19 protein-coding genes, 4 tRNA genes, 2 rRNA genes and 1 other RNA gene are annotated in these 19,808 nt (G+C 24.6%); 16 read left to right on the top strand and 10 right to left on the bottom strand.

The genetic code is table 11. The features are described 5' to 3' along the window. The 7 genes from GJU03_RS01750 to crp all read left to right on the top strand — a co-directional run bounded on the left by GJU03_RS01750 (position 1) and on the right by crp (position 4,192). A 23S ribosomal RNA gene (locus tag GJU03_RS01750) occupies positions 1-2,839 on the top strand. A 73-nt stretch (positions 2,840-2,912) separates the two neighbouring features. Further along, positions 2,913-3,030 (top strand): 5S ribosomal RNA (rrf, locus tag GJU03_RS01745). A gap of 49 nt (positions 3,031-3,079) precedes the next feature. Next, a tRNA-Thr gene (locus GJU03_RS01740) sits at positions 3,080-3,152 on the top strand. Between the two features lie 30 nt (positions 3,153-3,182). After that, positions 3,183-3,264, top strand: a tRNA-Tyr gene (locus GJU03_RS01735). A gap of 27 nt (positions 3,265-3,291) precedes the next feature. Next, a tRNA-Gly gene (locus GJU03_RS01730) sits at positions 3,292-3,362 on the top strand. Between the two features lie 67 nt (positions 3,363-3,429). Beyond that, positions 3,430-3,503: transfer RNA gene (locus GJU03_RS01725), tRNA-Thr, on the top strand. Positions 3,504-3,562: 59 nt separating this feature from the next. Continuing rightward, a complete protein-coding gene (gene crp, locus GJU03_RS01720) occupies positions 3,563-4,192 on the top strand; it encodes a cAMP-activated global transcriptional regulator CRP (protein WP_168918965.1) in 630 nt (209 codons plus the stop codon). A 33-nt stretch (positions 4,193-4,225) separates the two neighbouring features. On the opposite strand, the gene trpS is transcribed toward crp, so the two are convergent. The 10 genes from trpS to rpsF all read right to left on the bottom strand — a co-directional run bounded on the left by trpS (position 4,226) and on the right by rpsF (position 12,316). After that, entirely contained in the window at positions 4,226-5,218 is a 993-nt protein-coding gene (trpS, locus tag GJU03_RS01715; RefSeq protein ID WP_425482910.1) for a tryptophan--tRNA ligase, read from the bottom strand. Positions 5,219-5,231: 13 nt separating this feature from the next. Next, positions 5,232-5,906: a ribulose-phosphate 3-epimerase gene (gene rpe / locus GJU03_RS01710; RefSeq protein WP_168918964.1), complete on the bottom strand. Its 675-nt coding sequence runs from the start codon at positions 5,904-5,906 to the stop codon at positions 5,232-5,234. Positions 5,907-5,947: 41 nt separating this feature from the next. Then, a complete protein-coding gene (gene aroB / locus GJU03_RS01705; RefSeq protein WP_168918963.1) occupies positions 5,948-7,045 on the bottom strand; it encodes a 3-dehydroquinate synthase in 1,098 nt (365 codons plus the stop codon). 18 nt (positions 7,046-7,063) lie between these two features. Further along, positions 7,064-7,591: a shikimate kinase AroK gene (gene aroK / locus GJU03_RS01700; RefSeq protein ID WP_168918962.1), complete on the bottom strand. Its 528-nt coding sequence runs from the start codon at positions 7,589-7,591 to the stop codon at positions 7,064-7,066. Positions 7,592-7,864: 273 nt separating this feature from the next. Then, positions 7,865-9,748 carry a molecular chaperone HtpG gene (gene htpG, locus GJU03_RS01695; RefSeq protein WP_211080477.1) on the bottom strand — a complete coding sequence of 628 codons (1,884 nt, stop codon included), beginning with the start codon at positions 9,746-9,748 and terminating at the stop codon, positions 7,865-7,867. Between the two features lie 99 nt (positions 9,749-9,847). Continuing rightward, positions 9,848-10,951 (bottom strand): DNA polymerase III subunit gamma/tau, encoded by a 1,104-nt coding sequence (gene dnaX / locus GJU03_RS01690; protein ID WP_168918961.1) that lies wholly within the window; start codon positions 10,949-10,951, stop codon positions 9,848-9,850. A 33-nt stretch (positions 10,952-10,984) separates the two neighbouring features. Further along, positions 10,985-11,078: signal recognition particle sRNA small type (ffs, locus tag GJU03_RS01685), an RNA gene on the bottom strand. A gap of 74 nt (positions 11,079-11,152) precedes the next feature. After that, positions 11,153-11,605: a 50S ribosomal protein L9 gene (gene rplI, locus GJU03_RS01680; protein ID WP_168918960.1), complete on the bottom strand. Its 453-nt coding sequence runs from the start codon at positions 11,603-11,605 to the stop codon at positions 11,153-11,155. A 61-nt stretch (positions 11,606-11,666) separates the two neighbouring features. Further along, positions 11,667-11,894: a 30S ribosomal protein S18 gene (gene rpsR, locus GJU03_RS01675; protein ID WP_168918959.1), complete on the bottom strand. Its 228-nt coding sequence runs from the start codon at positions 11,892-11,894 to the stop codon at positions 11,667-11,669. A gap of 56 nt (positions 11,895-11,950) precedes the next feature. Beyond that, positions 11,951-12,316 (bottom strand): 30S ribosomal protein S6, encoded by a 366-nt coding sequence (gene rpsF, locus GJU03_RS01670; protein WP_168918958.1) that lies wholly within the window; start codon positions 12,314-12,316, stop codon positions 11,951-11,953. A gap of 144 nt (positions 12,317-12,460) precedes the next feature. Here rpsF and ung point away from each other — a divergent pair, with 144 nt between their 5' ends. The 9 genes from ung (at position 12,461) to fusA (ending at position 19,772) form a co-directional block, all read left to right on the top strand. Beyond that, positions 12,461-13,138: a uracil-DNA glycosylase gene (ung, locus tag GJU03_RS01665; protein ID WP_168918957.1), complete on the top strand. Its 678-nt coding sequence runs from the start codon at positions 12,461-12,463 to the stop codon at positions 13,136-13,138. Between the two features lie 131 nt (positions 13,139-13,269). Further along, positions 13,270-14,382, top strand: coding sequence for an aspartate-semialdehyde dehydrogenase (gene asd, locus GJU03_RS01660; protein ID WP_168918956.1), 1,113 nt, complete (start codon positions 13,270-13,272; stop codon positions 14,380-14,382). A 134-nt stretch (positions 14,383-14,516) separates the two neighbouring features. Then, on the top strand, positions 14,517-15,362 hold the full coding sequence (gene fkpA, locus GJU03_RS01655) for an FKBP-type peptidyl-prolyl cis-trans isomerase (RefSeq protein WP_168918955.1): 846 nt from the start codon (positions 14,517-14,519) through the stop codon (positions 15,360-15,362). Positions 15,363-15,486: 124 nt separating this feature from the next. Continuing rightward, a complete protein-coding gene (gene tusD, locus GJU03_RS01650; protein WP_168918954.1) occupies positions 15,487-15,891 on the top strand; it encodes a sulfurtransferase complex subunit TusD in 405 nt (134 codons plus the stop codon). Further along, positions 15,891-16,256, top strand: a complete 366-nt coding sequence (gene tusC / locus GJU03_RS01645) for a sulfurtransferase complex subunit TusC (RefSeq protein WP_168918953.1) — start codon at positions 15,891-15,893, stop codon at positions 16,254-16,256. Before tusD ends, tusC begins: the two co-directional genes overlap by 1 nt. Positions 16,257-16,278: 22 nt before the next feature. Next, entirely contained in the window at positions 16,279-16,578 is a 300-nt protein-coding gene (gene tusB, locus GJU03_RS01640; protein WP_168918952.1) for a sulfurtransferase complex subunit TusB, read from the top strand. A gap of 42 nt (positions 16,579-16,620) precedes the next feature. After that, the gene (rpsL, locus tag GJU03_RS01635) at positions 16,621-16,992 is read left to right on the top strand and encodes a 30S ribosomal protein S12 (protein ID WP_168918951.1); all 372 of its coding nucleotides are present in this window, start codon (positions 16,621-16,623) and stop codon (positions 16,990-16,992) included. 64 nt (positions 16,993-17,056) lie between these two features. Then, positions 17,057-17,527 (top strand): 30S ribosomal protein S7, encoded by a 471-nt coding sequence (rpsG, locus tag GJU03_RS01630; RefSeq protein ID WP_168918950.1) that lies wholly within the window; start codon positions 17,057-17,059, stop codon positions 17,525-17,527. Between the two features lie 130 nt (positions 17,528-17,657). After that, a complete protein-coding gene (fusA, locus tag GJU03_RS01625) occupies positions 17,658-19,772 on the top strand; it encodes an elongation factor G (protein ID WP_168918949.1) in 2,115 nt (704 codons plus the stop codon). Positions 19,773-19,808: the final 36 nt, after the last annotated feature.

Raw genomic sequence — 19,808 nt, 5'->3', positions numbered from 1 at the left:
CATTATTAATCGATGATATCCGAATGGGGAAACCTAATATATTTAATCATATATTATCGTTATTTGAATACATAGAATAACGAAGTAAACCAGGAGAACTGAAACATCTAAGTATCCTGAGGAAAAGAAATCAATAGAGATTTCCTTAGTAGTGGCGAGCGAACAGGAAAAAGCCCAGAGATATATGTATTTATTGTGTTAGTAGAAATAACTGGAAAGTTATACAATATAGGGTGATAGTCCCGTATATTAAAATATAATAAATATAATCTCGAAGAGTAGAACGAGACACGTGAAATCTTGTTTGAATATAGGGGGATCATCCTCTAAGGCTAAATACTACTGACTGACCGATAGTGAACTAGTACCGTGAGGGAAAGGTGAAAAGAACCCCGGTTAGGGGAGTGAAATAGAACCTGAAATCATATACGTACAAGCAGTAGGAGCATTTTTAAAAAAATGTGACTGCGTACCTTTTGTATAATGGGTCAGCGAGTTATATTTTGTAGCAAGGTTAACTGTATAAGGAAGCCGTAGGGAAACCGAGTCTTAAAAGGGCGTTCAGTTGCAAGATATAGACCCGAAACCCGGTGATCTAACCATGAGCAGGTTGAAGGTTTGGTAATTCTTACTGGAGGACCGAACCGACTAATGTTGAAAAATTAGCGGATGACTTGTGGTTAGGGGTGAAAGGCCAATCAAACCGGGAGATAGCTGGTTCTCCCCGAAAGCTATTTAGGTAGCGCCTCGTGTAATTCATATTCGGGGGTAGAGCTCTGTTTCGGTTAGGGAATCTTCCAGATTTACCAATCCGATGCAAACTTCAAATACCGAATAATGCTATCACGGGAGACACACAGCGGGTGCTAACGTCCGTTGTGGAGAGGGAAACAACCCAGATCGCTAGCTAAGGTCCCTAAGTTATAATTAAGTGGGAAACGAAGTGGGAAGGCATAAACAGCCAGGATGTTGGCTTAGAAGCAGCCATCATTTAAAGAAAGCGTAATAGCTCACTGGTCTAGTCGTCCTGCGCGGAAGATTTAACGGGGCTAAATTATACACCGAAGCTGCGACAATAAATATTTTTTTTTATTGGGTAGGGGAGCGTTCTGTAAGTTGCTGAAGATAAGTTGTGAAATTTATTGGAAATATCAGAAGTGCGAATGCTGACATGAGTAACGATAAAATAGGTGAAAAACCTATTCGCCGAAAGACTAAGGGTTCCTATCCAACGGTAATCGGGGTAGGGTAAGTCGAAACCTAAGATGAGGCTGAAAAGCGTAATCGATGGACAACAGGTTAATATTCCTGTACTCATTATTATCGCGAAGGGGGGACGAAGAAGGTTAGATTAGCCAAGTGATGGTAGTCTTGGTTTAAACGTTTAGATGGATTATTTAGGAAAATCCGAATAATTAACAACATTAAGGCGTGATGACGAAATACTTTACTGTATTTAAGTAATTAATACCATGCTTACAAGAAAATCCTCTAAGCTCTAAATAATATTGAATCGTACTCTAAACCGACACAGGTGGTCAGGTAGAGAATACTAAGGCGCTTGAGAGAACTCAGGTGAAGGAACTAGGCAAAATAGTGCCGTAACTTCGGGAGAAGGCACGCTGATTGTAAGTGAAGAAATTTACTTTTGGAGCTGAAATCAGTCTAAGATAATAGCTGGCTGCAACTGTTTATTAAAAACACAGCACTGTGCAAACACGTAAGTGGACGTATACGGTGTGACGCCTGCCCGGTGCCGGAAGGTTAATTGATGGGGTTATTATTTTAATAAGAAGCTCCTGATCGAAGCCCCGGTAAACGGCGGCCGTAACTATAACGGTCCTAAGGTAGCGAAATTCCTTGTCGGGTAAGTTCCGACCTGCACGAATGGCGTAATGATGGCCAGACTGTCTCCACCTGAGACTCAGTGAAATTGAAATTGCTGTGAAGATGCAGTGTACCCGCGGCAAGACGGAAAGACCCCGTGAACCTTTACTATAGCTTGATATTGATTAATAGATATTGATGTGTAGGATAGGTGGGAGACAACGAAGTATCAACGCTAGTTGATATGGAGTCAACCTTGAAATACCACCCTTTAATATTTATTATTCTAACCTAAACCCGTGATCCGGGTTAGAGACAGTGTCTGGTGGGTAGTTTGACTGGGGCGGTCTCCTCCTAAAAAGTAACGGAGGAGTACTAAGGTCAGCTAATCACGGTTGGAAATCGTGAGGTTAGTACAAAGGCAAAAGCTGGCTTAACTGTAAGAATGACAATTCGAACAGATGCGAAAGCAGGTCTTAGTGATCCGGTGGTTCTGTATGATAAGGCCATCGCTCAACGGATAAAAGGTACTCCGGGGATAACAGGCTAATACCGCCCAAGAGTTCATATCGACGGCGGTGTTTGGCACCTCGATGTCGGCTCATCACATCCTGGGGCTGTAGTAGGTCCCAAGGGTATGGCTGTTCGCCATTTAAAGTGGTACGCGAGCTGGGTTTAGAACGTCGTGAGACAGTTCGGTCCCTATCTGCCGTGGGCGTTGGAAGATTGAAAGAATTTACTCCTAGTACGAGAGGACCGGAGTGAACGTATCTCTGGTGTTCGGGTTGTTATGCCAATAGCATTGCCCGGTAGCTAAATACGGAAAAGATAAGCGCTGAAAGCATATAAGCGCGAAACTTATCTTAAGATTAATCTTCCCTGAATTTTTATTAATTATTTATAAAAATTCCTTAAGGGACGTTAAAGACTATGACGTTGATAGGCTGAGTGTGTAAGCATAGTAATATGTTGAGCTAATCAGTACTAATAAACACCCGTGAGTCTTAACCTTACAACACCAGAATCGTTTAAATTTAATTATTAATTGATTAATTAATTATTTTATAGTTTAATATAAAATATTTCCTGGTATAAATAACGCAATGGTACCACCTGAATCCATTCCGAACTCAGAAGTGAAACGTTGTTGTGCCGATGGTAGTGTGAGGTTTAACCTCATGTAAGAGTAGGTAAATACCAGGAATAATTTTTATTTCAAATTTTATGTTTTATTTTTTAAATAAACATATATGCCGGCTTAGCTCAGTTGGTAGAGCAACTGACTTGTAATCAGTAGGTCACCAGTTCAATTCCGGTAGCCGGCATTTATATTTTTTATTTTAATTTAAATAACAGGTGGGATACCCAAGTGGTTAACGGGAACAGACTGTAAATCTGTCGTCATAGACTTCGAAGGTTCGAATCCTTCTCCCACCATGATTTATTTTATTAAATACATTTATAGCAGACATCGTATAATGGTATTACTTTAGCCTTCCAAGCTAATAATACGGGTTCGATTCCCGTTGTCTGCTAAAATAAATTTTATAATACATTATGTTATAATATAGTTTTTATTAATAAAAATAATTATATAATTTAGCTGATATAGCTTAGATGGTTAGAGCACATCCTTGGTATGGATGAGGTCCCCAGTTCAATTCTGGGTATCAGCATACTAATTAATATTTATAATTTTTTTATTGAAAAATAGATAATAGAAGGATAATTACTAATGTTTCTTAAGTTACAAAAAGATTCTACTTTAGAATGGTTTCTTTCTTATTGTCATATTAATAAATATCCAGCAAAAATGATTTTAATTAAACAAGGAAGTATTTCTAATGATCTTTTTTACATATTAAAAGGAGTTATTGTTGTTTCTATTAAAAATAGAAATGGTAAAGAGATTATACTTACTTATTTAAGTACAGGTAATTTTATAGGTGAAATGGGGATTTTTAATCATAATTATAAAGAAATTACATTAGTAAAATTAAAAACAGAATGTGAATTAGCAAAAATTTCATATAAAAATTTTTTTAATTTAATTAAAATTAATAATAATATTGTTATGAAACTTTCTGAACAACTTTCTAATAAGTTACAAATGACATATCAAAAAATAGATAATTTAGCTTTTTTAGATGTTACTCATCGAATTTCAAAAACATTATTAAATTTAGCTAAATCTCCAGAAGCAATAACTCATCCAGATGGTATGCAAATAAAAATAACTAGACAAGAAATAGGTAAAATAGTTGGTTGTTCTAGAGAAACAGTCGGGCGCACTCTTAAAATACTAAAAAAACGTAATTTAATTTATGCTCGTGGTAAAACAATTGTTATTTTTGGAACCAGATAAATTATATTTCTTTTTTCATGGGAAGAAAAAAATTTAAATTAAACCAATAATATTATATACTTTATTTAAAATAATATTCGCATGTTTTTTTGCTCTTTTTGAACCGTTCATCATAATATATTTTAGATATTTTTCATCTTTTCTATAAAAAAAATATTTTTTTCTTAGTTTATTCAAAAATAAACATAAATGATTAATAGTTGATTCTTTTAAATTATTATAATTTTTGTTTTTAAAATTTTGTTCTAATTGTTCTATAGAACAATTAGTCATATTTGCTAATATAGCTAATAAATTTGAAATACCTGGTTTATTTTTTAAATCATATTTTATACTAGGAGGATTATCGGAATCAGTAATTGCATTTTTAATTTTTTGTTTAACTATATCATCATTATCAAATAAATTAATAATACTATTCTTATTAGAATCAGATTTAGACATTTTTTTTTGAGGATTAGTTAATGACATAATACATGAACCATTGTTATGGTTAAGTATTTTTTTAGGAATAGTAAATATATTTCCATAAATATGATTAAATCTGTATGCAATATTTCTAGTTAATTCAATATGTTGAATTTGATCTTTTCCTACTGGGACTTTATTTGTTCGATATAATAAAATATCTGCTGCCATTAATATTGGATAATTGAATAAACCAATATTAATATTTTTATGAAAAGACATTTTTTGTTTAAACTGTGTCATTCTTTTTATTTCTCCAAAATTAGTAAAACAATTCAAAATCCAATTTAATTGAACATGTTGAGGAACATGAGATTGTACAAAAAGAATATTATTTTCTGGATCAATTCCACAAGCTAAAAATATAGCTAAAATATCTAATATATTTTTATTTAAAATTTCTTTTTTTTGATATATGGTTAAAGAATGTAAATCAGCTATGCAATAAATACAAAAATATTTTTTTTGTAATTCTTTCCATTGACTTAAAGCCCCAATATAATTACCAATAGTTAATAATCCTGTTGGTTGTATACCACTAAATATTATTTTTTTCATAATTTTTTATATTTTAATATATTTTACTTAATTTTAATCTAATATCTTTTATAATTTTACTATATGATAGTTTACTTTTAAATAAAGTAGAACCAATTATAAATACATCTGCCCCAGAAACAGCTATATTTGTTATATTATCTATATTAATCCCTCCATCTACTTCTAATAAAATCTTTTTCTTTTTTTTATTAATAATTTTTCTAATTTGGATAATTTTTTTATAAATATAATTTAAAAATTTTTGTCCTTCAAAACCAGGATTAACAGACATAACTAGTATTAAATCTAATTTATGAATTAAATAATCTAAATAATTTAAAGAAGTAGATGGATTTAAAGCTAATCCTGCTTTACAACCATAATTTTTTATTAATGAAATACTTCTATCTAGATGTTTTGAACTTTCTGGATGAATAATAATGCTATTAGCACCTAATTTTGCAAAATTAATTATTAAATTGTCTATTTTTTTTGTCATCAAATGAATATCAATTTCACACTTAATATTATTTTTTCTTAAAGATTTTAAAACTAATGGGCCAACTGTTAAATTAGGTACATAATGATTATCCATAACATCAAAATGTATTTTATCAACTCCAGCTTCTAAAACATCATTAATTTCTTTACCTAAACATGCAAAATTTGCAGATAAAATAGATGCAGCAATTAATTTATTTTTCATTTTATTAAATTCACTATAATAAATAATAATTTCAAATTATTTTAAAAATTTACTTTTTTATTTTCAGTAATAGCAGCAGAAATAATTTTTTCTGAAATATTATTATATATAATAGCTTTACCAATTTTAATAGGAAGAATAATATTAATTTTATTTTTTTTTATTTTTTTATCTCTATAAATATGTTTAAGATATTGTTTTATACCCATATCATTTGGTCCCTTTACTGGTAAATTACATTTTTTTAATAAATTGATAATTCTTATAATATCTTTATTCCTTATTAAATTAAGTTTTTTAGATGTTATAGCAGCAATAACTATTCCGGCAGATACTGCTTCTCCATGTAACCATTTACCATATCCTAGTTCTATTTCAATTGCATGGCCATAAGTATGGCCTAAATTTAATAATGCTCTTTTATTTATTTCATATTCATCTTTATTAATAATGTGAGATTTTAATTTACAACATTTACTTATACAATAAAGTATAGATTTTCTATCTAAATTAAATAATTTATTAATATTATTTTCTAACCAAGAAAAAAAATTTTTATCAAAAATGATACTATATTTTATAACTTCTGCTAAACCTGCAGAAAATTCTCTTTTAGATAAGGTATCTAAACAATTTAAATTTATTATTACAATACTAGGTTGGTAAAAACTACCTATCATATTTTTTCCTAAAATATGATTAACAGCAGTTTTACCTCCTACGGAGGAATCTACCTGTGATAATAAAGTAGTAGGTATCTGGATAAAATTTACTCCTCTTTGATAAACAGAAGCAGCAAAACCTGTAATATCACCTATAACACCTCCTCCTAAAGCAATTAGGGTAGTATCTCTACTATGTAAATTTTTAATTAATGCTGTAAAAATAATATTTACAGTAATTAATGTTTTATATTTTTCACCATCAGGAATTATAACATGATTTATTCTTACTCCAATATTATGGAGTTGTTTAACTACTTTGTTAAAATATAAAGAAAAAATTATTTTATTAGTTACAATCATAACACTATCTCCCTTTTTTAAAAAGGGGAAGGATAATAGTTTATCAAATAGATTAAAATCAATAATAATTGGATAATTATATTTTTTTGTTGAAACTAAAATAGTTTTTCCCATATATAAGATTATATCCTTTTAATTTTTTTCTAATAAATTAATAAGTTGGTTAGCAACAATTTTTGCACTTTGTTCATCTGTTTTTATAATAATATCAGCAATTTCATCATATAAATGATTTCTTTTTTTAGCTAATTTTTCTAATATTTCTTTAGCTAATTGATTTTTATTTTTTTGTAATAAAGGACGTTTTTTATCTCTTTTAGTACGACTTAATTGCTTTTCAATAGTAGTTTTTAAATATACAACAATACCTCTAGAAGATAGAAGTTTTCTTGTTTCTTTTGATTGGATAGATCCTCCTCCAGTAGCTAATATAATTCCCTGTTTTTGAGTTATTTCATTAATAATTTTTTTTTCACGTTTTCTGAAACCTTCTTCTCCTTCAACGTCAAATACCCAATTAATATCAGCTCCTGTACGACGTTCAATTTCTTGATCTGAATCAAAAAAATCCATTTTTAATAAATTTGCAAGATGACGTCCAATTGTACTTTTTCCTGCTCCCATAGGGCCTATTAAAAATATGTTTCTTTTTTCTGCCATTTTTTTATATTATTAATTTTATTATAATTGTGAAAAGAATCCTTATCTTAAGGATAAGGTATATATTTTAAATTAAATCATAAAATGATTTTTTAAAATAGTAAATAGTTTATTGTAATTAACTATAATTTTTATATTAATTAAATTTTTAATAAAATTTTATTATTTAATTAAAAAAAATAAAAAATTTTACTAAAAAAGAAATTTTAGATATTTTTTAATTAAAAGATAAGATAATTATTAAGATAATTATCTTATCTATTATCTATATATTTATATTTTAGATAAAAAATTATTTATACGACCAATAAATTTATGAGGATTATCTAAAGTACCCTTTTCTGCTAAAATTGCTTCTTCTAACAATAGAGAGATAAATTCAGAAAAATATTTTTCATCTTTTATTTTAAAAATTTTTTTTATTAAAATATGATTTGGATTTAATTCAAAATTATATTTTATTTCTGGAATTTTTTGTCCTGCTGCAGCAAATAATTTTGCCATTTGGGTACTCATTTCATTTGTATCTGTAGTTACAATAGCAGGTGTATTAATTAATCTATTTGTTAATTTAACCTTTTTTATTTTCTCTCCTAATAAATCTTGTATTTTTTTTAAAAAAGGTTTAAATTTTTCTTTTATTTCATCTTTTATGATATTATCATTTTGTTTAATAAATTCATCTGACAAATCATCTTGTTTACTAATTGATTGAAAATTTTTCCCTTCAAATTCAGTAATATAACTCATCATCCATTCATCAATATGATCTGTTAATAATAATACTTCAATACCTTTTTTATAGAAGAATTCTAAATGGGGACTATTTTTTGCAGAAATATAATTATCTGATGTTAAAAAATATATTTTATTTTGTCCTTTTATCATTCTTTTTGAATATTCTTCTAAAGATACATTTTGTTCTGCATTATTATTATATGTTGAAGAAAAACGTAACAATTTTATAATAATATTTTTATTATTTATATCTTCTGCAGGACCTTCTTTAAAGACTACACCAAATTTTTTCCAAAAATTATCATATATATTTTTATTTTTACTAAGATTCATTAACATATTAAGAACTTTTTTTGTTAATGTTATCTTCATATTATGAATAATACTGTTTTTTTGTAAAATTTCTCTTGAAATATTTAAAGGTAAATCATTAGAATCAACTAAACCTCTAGTAAATCTTAAATATTTTGGTAATAATTGTTCTGCATCTTCCATAATAAAAACTCTTTGTACATATAATTTTAATCCGTTTTTATAATCTCGATTACGTATATCCCATGGGATATTTGAGGGTATGTATAATAAACTAGTATATTCTTGTTTACCCTCTACATGATTGTGGCTCCATGTGATGGGATCAAGATTATCATATGTTAATTGTTTATAAAATTCTTTATATTCTGTGTTACTAATTTCTGTTTTATTACGCAACCAAAGTGCTTGTGCTTTATTAATTTGTTCCCAATAATATTTTTTTTCCTTTTTATTATACATTTTAATTTCTATTGGTAAGGCTATATGTTCTGAATATTTGTTAATTATTGTTTTTATACGCCATGTATCTAAAAATTCATCATATTTAGAACGTATATGTAATATAATTTCAGTACCTCTTGATTCTTTATTTATATTAGCTACATAATATTTACCTTCTCCTGTTGATTCCCAAAAAACACCTTTATTTGAAGAACATCCTGCTAATCTAGTTTTAACAGAAACTTTATCAGAAACTATAAAAGCAGAATAAAAACCAACACCAAATTGTCCTATTAATTGTGAATTTATTTCTGATTTTTTATTAGAAGATAAAGTTAAAGATTTTATAAAATCTTTGGTACCAGATTTTGCAATTGTACCTAAATTTTCAATAACTTCTTCACGAGACATTCCAATACCATTATCATTAATAATAATTAATTTTTTTTCTTTATTTATAGAAATTTGTACTTTTAATGATGAATCATTTTCATATAAATTAGGATTAGACAATGTTTTAAATTTTAATTTGTCAATAGCATCAGAAGCATTTGAAATTAATTCTCTTAAAAAAATTTCTTTATTTGAATAAAGTGAATGAATCATTAAATGTAATAATTGTTTTACTTCAGATTGAAAACTTCTAGTTTCTTTTTTTTCCATAAATATCTATCTCTTATTTATATAAAACATTAAAATATATTTATATAATTTAATTTATAAAGGAATTATAATAAAATTTTATCAAATTTTTAAATTTAATTAATAACTATTAAAATATATTAATATTTCTAATATAATCATTTCAAATCCAATTTTAGGATTTGGTGCTAAATATAAATTTTTTTTTCCTGTATTTAAAAATTTATATAAAAATTTTAGTTCATTTTCTGAAAAATTATTAATAATTTTTTGATAAAATATTACTATATTTTTTTCAAAATTTAAATTTTTCAAAAAAGAATTAGAATTTTTATTTAAAATTTTAATTTTTAAAATATTATGTATTAATATCATTATTTCTGTAATAATATTTTCCCAATTAATATTAAACATAGAAATTTTATGAATTAAATTAAAAATTAAGTTATTTTTTTTTGTTTTAAAATTATATATTAATAAAATTAAATATTCTTTTTTTATTAATCCTAACATTAAATAAACATTTTTTATGGTTAATGAACCCATAGACATTAATTGATCTGTTAAACTTAATGCATCACGCATGCTACCACATGCAGTATTTGATAAAATATTTAATGCTTCTTCATCATATTTAATTTTTTCTTTATTTAAAATTTTTTTTAATTGATTTAAGATTATATCTTTTTCTATTAATTTTAAATTAAATTGCATACACCTAGATATAATAGTTATTGGAATTTTTTGTAATTCTGTTGTTGCAAATATAAATTTTACGTATTCAGGAGGCTCTTCTATTATTTTTAATAAAGCATTAAAACTATGTTTTGATAACATATGAAATTCATCAAAAATATATATTTTATATCTTCCTTTCACAGGAAGATAATAAATTATTTCTAAAATTTCTCTAATATCTTCTACTTTAGTTTTAGATGCAGAATCCAATTCAATTAAATCTAAAAAAGAATTATTTTTAATAGACATACAATTATCACATAATCCACATGGATTATGGGTAATACCTTTTAAACAACTTAATCCCATTGCAAATATACGTGCTATTGTTGTTTTACCAACTCCTCTACTACCAGATAAAATCCAGGCAGGATGAATTTTTTTTTTTAATAAGCTATATTTAATAGCTTGTATAACATGATTTTGACCAACAACATCATTAAAGGATTGAGGACGCCATTTTATGGCTAAAACATGAGAATTCATTTTTAATATATTCTAAAAAAATTAATTAAATAGAACATGACTATTTTTTACACATATTATGTTTACTACAGCTGCTTCTTTCCAGACCTGACTGGGTTTGTAAAATAATACTGTTCTAAATAATCATGTTCCATACACATTCATTATACATAAAAAATTTTTAATTAGTCAATATATTAGTATTAAATAAAATAAAATTAATTATTTAGCATTTACTATGCTAATTATTTTTTCAACTGAAATTTTTTCATGAAACTGAAAAGTAATATTATACTCTCCTATTTTTTTAAATCCTCCTTTAGGTAATTTTACTTCTTTTTTAGAAATTTCTAATCCTATTTCCTTTAATTCATTTAAAATGTCATTTTTACCAATTGATCCAAATAATTTACCATTCTTTCCTGATTTAGCTTTAATAATAATTTTTTTTATATTATTAAATTTTTTTAATTTTGATTTTGCTTTATTTAAAATATCTAACAATTTAGATTTTTTTTCTAAAAGTTTTTTTTTTAAAAAATTAATATTATCTTTTGTGGCAATGATACCTTTATTTTTTGGTATTAAAAAATTACGTGCATAACCAGGTTTAACATCTATAATTTGAGATTTTTTACCTAAACCTAAAATAGAATCTAATAAAATTACTTTCATAATTTAATACTCTTATTAATTAATAATTTTGCTAAAAATAAAAGATAATAATTCTATAAATTTATTTATGATGATCAGTATAAGATATTAAAGATAAATATCTTGCTAATTTAATAGCTTTAGTTAATTGACGTTGATATTTTGCTTTAGTACCAGTAATTCTACTAGGTACAATTTTCCCACTTTCAGTAATAAAATTTTTTAAAAGATAAATATCTTTATAATCAATTTCTTTAATTTTTTCTGCTGTAAAACGACAAAATTTACGACGACGAAAATAGCGTGCCATTACACATACTCCAAATATTTATAGAATAAACTTATTTTGTTTGTAGGAATTTATATTTATATTGTTTTAATGACATCATTACGTTTTTCTTGCCGTTTATCTTTTAATTTTAAAACGCAAGATATATTTTTTCTATCTGTTTTTGTTTTAATTATAAGATATCTTATGATATTTTCATTAATTCTAAAATTTTTTTCAAGATTATTTATTATATTATTATTATTTAAAATAATATTTATTAAAATATAATGCGCTTTATGTAATTTTAATATAGGATAAGCTAATTGTCTCCTACCCCAGTCTTCGAATCTTGAAATAGAACCATTATTTTTAATAATAAATTTTTTATAATATTCTGTAATATTATTTATTTGATCACTTTGATCTGGATTTATCATTAATATTATTTCATAATATTTCATCACTTTATTTCCCTTATCATTTTGATTAAAAATAAAATATTAAAATATTTAATTAGAATAAAATTCTATTTTATTTATTAATATAATATTATATAATATTTTTTTATTTTACATAAATTTATATTTTTAATATTATACATTATCATGAATAATAAAAATTTTTTATGGAAATTTTTTTTTCATCAAGAAAAAAGAAAAAAATATTTTATAAAATTAATTAAAAAAATTAATATAGATATTAGTAATAATAAAATTATTTATCCTAAAAAGGAATATATTTTTAATATTTTTAAAAAAATAAATTTTAATAATTTAAAAGTAGTAATTATTGGTCAAGATCCTTATTATGGTTTTAATCAAGCTAATGGATTAGCATTTTCGGTAATGCCTAATATAAATATTCCTCCTACACTAAAAAATATTTATAAAGCTTTAAAATTAGATATTCCTAATTTTACAATTCCTAATCACGGGTATTTAATAAATTGGGTAAAAGAAGGTGTAATGTTATTAAATTCTATTTTAACTGTAGAAAAAGAAAAACCTCAATCACATGCTAATATTGGATGGGAAATTTTTACAAATAATGTAATAAGAATAATTAATTCTCATTATAAAAATATTGTTTTTTTATTATGGGGAACATATGCTAAAAAAAAAGTACATTTAATAACATCAAGACATCTAATTTTAACAACATCACATCCTTCTCCGTTATCTTTTTATAAAGGTTTTTCTACTTGTAGACATTTTTCTAAAACGAATGAATATCTTCTCTTAAAAAGAAAAAAACCTATTAATTGGAATATTAATAAAATTTAATTTTTTTAAAAAATTCATAATTGTCAATTATACCTATCTGTAAGTATAATACATATTATTTTAATGTAATATTTAATTTATTTTTTTAAAAAAATATAAAATAAAAAAAATATATTTTATAAGGGGAAATAATGAAAAATGTAGGTTTTATCGGTTGGAGAGGTATGGTAGGTTCAGTTTTGATAAAAAGAATGTTAAAAAAAAAAGATTTTAATAATATTAATGCTATTTTTTTTTCTACTTCTCAATATGGAGAATCTGTACCTGATTTAAATATAAAAAATAAAAATCAAAAATTAGAAAATGCTTATAATTTTGAAAAACTATTTGAATTAGACATAATTGTTACATGTCAGGGAAGTGAATATACAAATGAAGTTTATTTTAAATTACGTAAAATAGGCTGGAATGGTTATTGGATAGATGCGGCTTCTAATTTAAGAACATCAGATAATGCAGTTATTGTTTTAGATCCTATTAATTTAAAAAATATACAAGAAAAATTAAACATGGGAGTAAAAACTTTTGTCGGAGGTAATTGTACTGTTAGTTTAATGTTAATGGCTTTAGGAGGTTTATTTGAAAATAATTTAATTGATTGGATTTCTGTTTCTACATATCAAGCAGCATCAGGTGCAGGAGCAAAATTTATAAAAGAACTTATTTTACAAATTAAATATATATCTAATATAATACCTAATTTAATTAATGATAAATCTAATAATATTCTAAATATAGAAAAGAAAATTACAGAAAATATGAATTCTTCTAATTTTCCAAAAAAAAATTTTCATACTTCATTAATTAATAATTTAATCCCCTGGATAGATAAAAAAATAAATAATAGTGGTCAAACAAAAGAAGAATGGAAAGGACAATATGAAACTAATAAAATTTTAAATAAAACTAAAAAAATCCCTATTGATGGAATATGTGTTAGAATTGCTACTTTACGATCACATAGTCAATCATTTACAATTAAATTAAATCAAAATTTATCTATAGATAATATCCATTATATTATTAATTCACATAATAAATGGGTAAAAGTTATACCAAATGATTTTAATGATACTATCAATTTTCTTACTCCTTCTTTTGTAAGTAGAAAATTAGATGTAGTTGTAGGTAGAATAAAAAAATTAAATATAGATAAAAATTGTTTTTCAATTTTTTCAGTAGGTGATCAATTACTTTGGGGTGCATCAGAACCATTAAGAAGAATGTTAAAATTATTAATTTAAATTTTCATAAAAATTAATATTTAAACTTGTTTTTTTACTTTATTAAAAGTAATATTTATATAAAATAAGATAGTTTAGTTATCTTATTTTATATATTTAAAATTTTAATCTTACTAAAAAATTTTGGAGAAAAAATGAAATTTTTTAATAAAAAAATCTCAATATTTATTATATTAATTTTAAGTATTAGTTTAAATTTATCTACTGCAAATGCATTTAAATTAAATCATACATCATGGTGGAATAAAAATAAAACTAAAACTTTTACTAAAAAAAAGATAAAAAATCAAAAAAAAAAAAAAGTTATAGAAAATAAAAAAAAAGAAAAAAAATTAAAAAATGATAATGAAAAAATGTCCTATACTTTAGGTTTTATAATAGGAAAATATTTAGCTAACACTTATCAAGCACAAAAAACATTAAGATTAGTATTAGAAAAAAAATTTATTCTTCAAGGAGTTTCTGATTCTTTAGAAAATAAAAATCAACTTTCTAATGATGAAATGGAAAGATTACTTTCAGTATATGAAAAAAATGTTAAAAATTTTACTCCAGATGAAGCTGAAGATGAAGCAAAAATGAGTAAAATTCAAGGACAAAAATATATTAAAAATTTTTTAAAAAAAAAAAACGTTAAAAAAACTAAAAGCGGATTAATTTATCAAATACATAAAATGGGGCATGGTAAAAAAATCACTAATAATAAACAAATTATTGTTATTAAATATACAGGAAAATTAGCTGATGGTACTTTATTTGATAGTACAGAACCAAATAAACCCTTATTTATAAGTTTAAAAAAAGTAATAACTGGTTGGAAAGAAGGTTTAAAATATATCAGAAAAGGTGGAAAAATAACATTAATTATCCCTCCTAAATTAGCTTATGGATCAGAAGTTATTGCAGGAATACCACCTAATTCTACTTTAATATTTGAAATTGAACTTGTTGATATAAGAAATTCAATGTTTACAAAGTAAGTAATAGATTATTTTAAATAATTATGAGATAATAAATTTTTATTCATAAAAAATTGTATATAAGAAAAAATATATTATATAAAATTAATATAAAATGTTTTTTTATTTTGGATTATTAAATAATATGATTTTTGTAATATTAATCACAGAAGCTCCATATAATAGTCAAAATTCTTATTCTGCATACTTATTCGCTAAAGCAGTAATACAGAAAAAAAAAATAATAAAAAGTATTTTTTTTTATAGAGATGGGGTATGTAATTCTAATAAAAATATTAAATTTAATGATAATAAATTTGACTTAATTACTTCTTGGAAAGAATTAAGCATAAAATATCATATAAATTTATATTTATGTATTACTTCTGCTAAAAGAAGAGGTTTAATTTTAGAAGAAAAAAGTAATTTTAATAAAGAAAATTTTATTAATTATGGTCAAAATAATATAATTAATAATTATTTTCAAATAACTACTTTAAGTACATTTACAAAATCAATATTAACTTGTGATCGCTTAGTTCAATTTTAATGAATAAAATAGCATTTATATTTTCAAAATCTCCTTATGGAAATAGTATTGGTAAAGAAGGACTTGATGCTGTAATTTCTATATCCTCATTAACTGAGGATATAGCTTTATTTTTTATAGGAGATGGTATTTTACAAATACAGAAAAAACAACAGACAGAAAAATTTTTATTAAAAAATTATAATATTAGTTTTGGTATTTTAAAACTATGTAATATTAATAATTATTTTGTTTGTTCAAAATCTTTAGAAATATTAGGAATAAAAGACTACAACCAAAATAATTGGATTTTACCTATTCAAATTATAAAACCATTAATATGGCAAAAAAAAATCAATAATTATAATATAATTCTTAATTTTTAATTAAATAAAATATTTTATATATATGTTATATACCTTGTTTAATTCTCCATCATCTTGTAATTTTTCTTTATTATTAAATTATTTAAATCAAAATGATGATTTACTCTTAATCCAAGATGGAGTAATAGCTGGATTAAAAAATAGTATTTTTATGGAAGAAATTACTAAAGTAAAACAAAAAATGAAAATATTAATTTTTGCAATAAATAATGATATATTAGCTAGGGGTTTAGATGTAAATATTTCAAAAAAAGTTGTAAGAATAGATTACATAGAATTTGTTAATTTAGTTATAAAAAATAAAAAACAAATAATATGGTAACTATAATTTAAATAAATATAAAAATTAAATTTGGATAAAAAAATGGTAACAATTAATCAATTAGTTAGAAAAAATAGAAAAAGAAAAATAATAAAAACTAATGTTCCTGCTTTAAATTCTTCTCCTCAAAAAAGAGGAGTATGCACAAAAGTATATACAACAACACCTAAAAAACCAAATTCTGCATTACGTAAAGTTTGTAGAGTACGATTAACAAGTGGTTTTGAAGTTACTTCTTATATTTCAGGAGAAGGACACAATTTACAAGAACATTCTGTTATTTTAATAAGAGGAGGTAGAGTAAAAGATTTACCTGGAGTTAGATATCATACTATTAGAGGTTCTTTAGATTGTACTGGGGTAAAAGATAGAAAAAAAAGTAGATCAAAATATGGAACAAAAAAACCTAAATAATATTATTAAATATTATTTTTTACTTATATTTATTTAAGTTTTATTAAAATAATGGAGTAATTTTATGCCTCGTAGACGTATAATTAATCAAAGGAAAATATTACCAGACCCTCAATTTGAATCAAATTTATTAGCTAAATTTATTAATATAATTATGGTAAATGGTAAAAAATCCATTGCAGAATTTATTGTTTATTCTGCATTAAATAAAATAAAAAAAAAACTAGGTAAAAAAGAAATAGAAATATTTTTAAATGCTTTAGAAAATATAAAACCTATAGTAGAAGTTAAATCTAGAAGAGTAGGTGGGTCAACATATCAAGTACCTGTTGAAATAAGATCAATAAGAAGAAATACATTAGCAATGCGATGGTTAATTAATGCTGCCAGAAAAAGACAAGAAAAATCTATGATCCTAAAATTAACTAATGAAATATTAGATGCCTTAGAAAATAAAGGAAATGCAGTTAAAAAACGTGAAGAAATACATAAAATGGCAGAAGCTAATAAAGCATTTGCTCACTATCGTTGGTAAAATATTAATTAAAATAAAATGAATCAATTAATTAAAAAATATGCGTAGCTAAATCAATATTTGAATATTTTATTCAAATATTATTAATATAATTTTAAAATTTTTATCTAATAAAATAGAGGAATAATATATGAGTCGTAAAACTCCTATAACAAGATATCGGAATATTGGTATTAGCGCACATATTGATGCAGGTAAAACAACTACAACAGAAAGAATTTTATTTTATACAGGGGTAAATCATAAAATTGGAGAAGTACATGATGGAGCAGCTACAATGGATTGGATGGAACAAGAACAAGAAAGAGGAATTACTATTACTTCAGCTGCTACTACAACATTTTGGTCAGGAATGTTTAATCAATATAAATCACATAGAATCAATATTATTGATACTCCAGGACATGTAGATTTTACCATTGAAGTAGAACGTTCTATGAGAGTACTAGATGGTGTTGTTATGATTTATTGCGCTGTTGGAGGTGTACAACCTCAATCAGAAACAGTATGGAGACAAGCTAATAAATATAAAGTACCTAGAATTGCTTTTATAAATAAAATGGATAGAATGGGAGCAAATTTCACAAAAGTAATTAAACAAATAGAGAATAATTTATTAACAGAAGCTATCCCATTACAATTACCTATAGGTTCAGAACATAAATTTACTGGTATTATTGATTTAATACAAATGAAAGCTTTAAACTGGAATGAAAAAGATCAAGGAATAAGCTGTAATTATACTACTATTCCATTAAATATGAAAAAGAAAGTTAAATTATGGCGACAAAAATTAATAGAAACAGCAGTTGAATCTAATGAAATATTATTAGAAAAATATTTAAATGGTTATGAAATTTCTATAAAAGAAATACAAGCTTCTTTAAGAAAAAGAGTATTAAATAATGAAATTACTTTAATAACATGCGGTTCAGCCTTTAAAAATAAAGGTGTTCAAGCATTATTAGATGCCATAATTGATTATTTACCTTCACCTAAAGATATTCCACCAATTCAAGGAGTATCTAACGATAAAAAAAAATTAATTACTCGCGAAACTAATGATAATGAACTATTTTCTGCTTTAGCTTTCAAAATTGCTAATGATCCTTTTGTAGGAAATTTAACTTTTTTTAGAGTATATTCAGGAACTATTAGTAGTGGAGATATTATTTATAATTCTATAAAAAATCAAAAAGAACGTATTGGTAGAATAGTTCAAATGCATGCTAATAAAAGAGAAGAAATAAAAAAAGTTTATGCTGGAGATATTGCTGCAGCTATTGGATTAAAAAATGTAACAACTGGAGATACATTATGTGATATTAATAAATGTATTATTCTTGAAACTATGGAATTTCCAGAACCTGTTATTTCTATTGCAATAGAACCTAAAACCAAAATAGATCAAGAAAAAATGGGATTAGCTTTAAATCGTCTTCTTAAAGAAGATCCTTCATTAAGGAGCTGGACAGATGAAGAAACAAATCAAACTATTATTGCAGGAATGGGAGAGTTACATTTAGAAATAATTGTTGATAGAATGAAAAGAGAATTTAATGTATCAGCAAATATTGGTAAACCACAAGTTTCTTATCGAGAAACTATACAAAAAAATATAAATAATATAGAAGGAAAATATATTAAACAAACAGGAGGAAGAGGACAATATGGTCATGTAGTAATAGATGTTTCTCCATTAAAACCACAAAAAAATAATGTAAGTTATTTATTTACTAATGATATAAAAGGTGGTGTAATACCTAATGAATATATTTCAGCTATAGATAAAAGTATTCAAGAACAATTAAAATCAGGTCCTATGGCAAATTATCCTGTTGTAAATATTGCGGTAAGACTTCATTTTGGATCTTATCATGATGTAGATTCTTCTGAATTAGCTTTTAAATTAGCAGCAGCAATTGCTTTCAAAGATGCATTTAAAAAAGCTAATCCTATTTTACTTGAACCTATAATGAAAGTAGAAGTTGAAACTCCTGAAGAATATATGGGAGATGTTATTGGCGATTTAAATCGTAGAAGAGGAATTATTGAAGGTATGGATAATGTTCCTACAGGTAAAACTATAAGTGCTTGTGTTCCTTTATCAGAAATGTTTGGTTATGCTACTGATTTACGTTCTTATAGTCAAGGTAGGGCATCTTATACTATGGAATTTTTAAAATATACCAAAGCACCTAATAATATTGCAAAAAAAATTATTGATTCTAGATCTAAATCATAAAATTTTATATAATAAACATTATCTATAATAATTTAT

Origin of the sequence: Enterobacteriaceae endosymbiont of Donacia bicoloricornis (assembly GCF_012567955.1) — a bacterium.
In the GTDB taxonomy this organism is placed as follows: Bacteria; Pseudomonadota; Gammaproteobacteria; order Enterobacterales; family Enterobacteriaceae.
This window is presented reverse-complemented; position numbering and strand designations above follow the sequence as displayed.

Bases quoted from the DNA above. Each gene is read 5' to 3' on its own strand.
- crp (WP_168918965.1), top strand. From the start codon at position 3,563: ATGTTTCTTAAGTTACAAAAAGATTCTACTTTAGAATGGTTTCTTTCT.
- trpS (WP_425482910.1), bottom strand. From the start codon at position 5,218: ATGAAAAAAATAATATTTAGTGGTATACAACCAACAGGATTATTAACT.
- rpe (WP_168918964.1), bottom strand. From the start codon at position 5,906: ATGAAAAATAAATTAATTGCTGCATCTATTTTATCTGCAAATTTTGCA.
- aroB (WP_168918963.1), bottom strand. From the start codon at position 7,045: ATGGGAAAAACTATTTTAGTTTCAACAAAAAAATATAATTATCCAATT.
- aroK (WP_168918962.1), bottom strand. From the start codon at position 7,591: ATGGCAGAAAAAAGAAACATATTTTTAATAGGCCCTATGGGAGCAGGA.
- htpG (WP_211080477.1), bottom strand. From the start codon at position 9,748: ATGGAAAAAAAAGAAACTAGAAGTTTTCAATCTGAAGTAAAACAATTA.
- dnaX (WP_168918961.1), bottom strand. From the start codon at position 10,951: ATGAATTCTCATGTTTTAGCCATAAAATGGCGTCCTCAATCCTTTAAT.
- rplI (WP_168918960.1), bottom strand. From the start codon at position 11,605: ATGAAAGTAATTTTATTAGATTCTATTTTAGGTTTAGGTAAAAAATCT.
- rpsR (WP_168918959.1), bottom strand. From the start codon at position 11,894: ATGGCACGCTATTTTCGTCGTCGTAAATTTTGTCGTTTTACAGCAGAA.
- rpsF (WP_168918958.1), bottom strand. From the start codon at position 12,316: ATGAAATATTATGAAATAATATTAATGATAAATCCAGATCAAAGTGAT.
- ung (WP_168918957.1), top strand. From the start codon at position 12,461: ATGAATAATAAAAATTTTTTATGGAAATTTTTTTTTCATCAAGAAAAA.
- asd (WP_168918956.1), top strand. From the start codon at position 13,270: ATGAAAAATGTAGGTTTTATCGGTTGGAGAGGTATGGTAGGTTCAGTT.
- fkpA (WP_168918955.1), top strand. From the start codon at position 14,517: ATGAAATTTTTTAATAAAAAAATCTCAATATTTATTATATTAATTTTA.
- tusD (WP_168918954.1), top strand. From the start codon at position 15,487: ATGATTTTTGTAATATTAATCACAGAAGCTCCATATAATAGTCAAAAT.
- tusC (WP_168918953.1), top strand. From the start codon at position 15,891: ATGAATAAAATAGCATTTATATTTTCAAAATCTCCTTATGGAAATAGT.
- tusB (WP_168918952.1), top strand. From the start codon at position 16,279: ATGTTATATACCTTGTTTAATTCTCCATCATCTTGTAATTTTTCTTTA.
- rpsL (WP_168918951.1), top strand. From the start codon at position 16,621: ATGGTAACAATTAATCAATTAGTTAGAAAAAATAGAAAAAGAAAAATA.
- rpsG (WP_168918950.1), top strand. From the start codon at position 17,057: ATGCCTCGTAGACGTATAATTAATCAAAGGAAAATATTACCAGACCCT.
- fusA (WP_168918949.1), top strand. From the start codon at position 17,658: ATGAGTCGTAAAACTCCTATAACAAGATATCGGAATATTGGTATTAGC.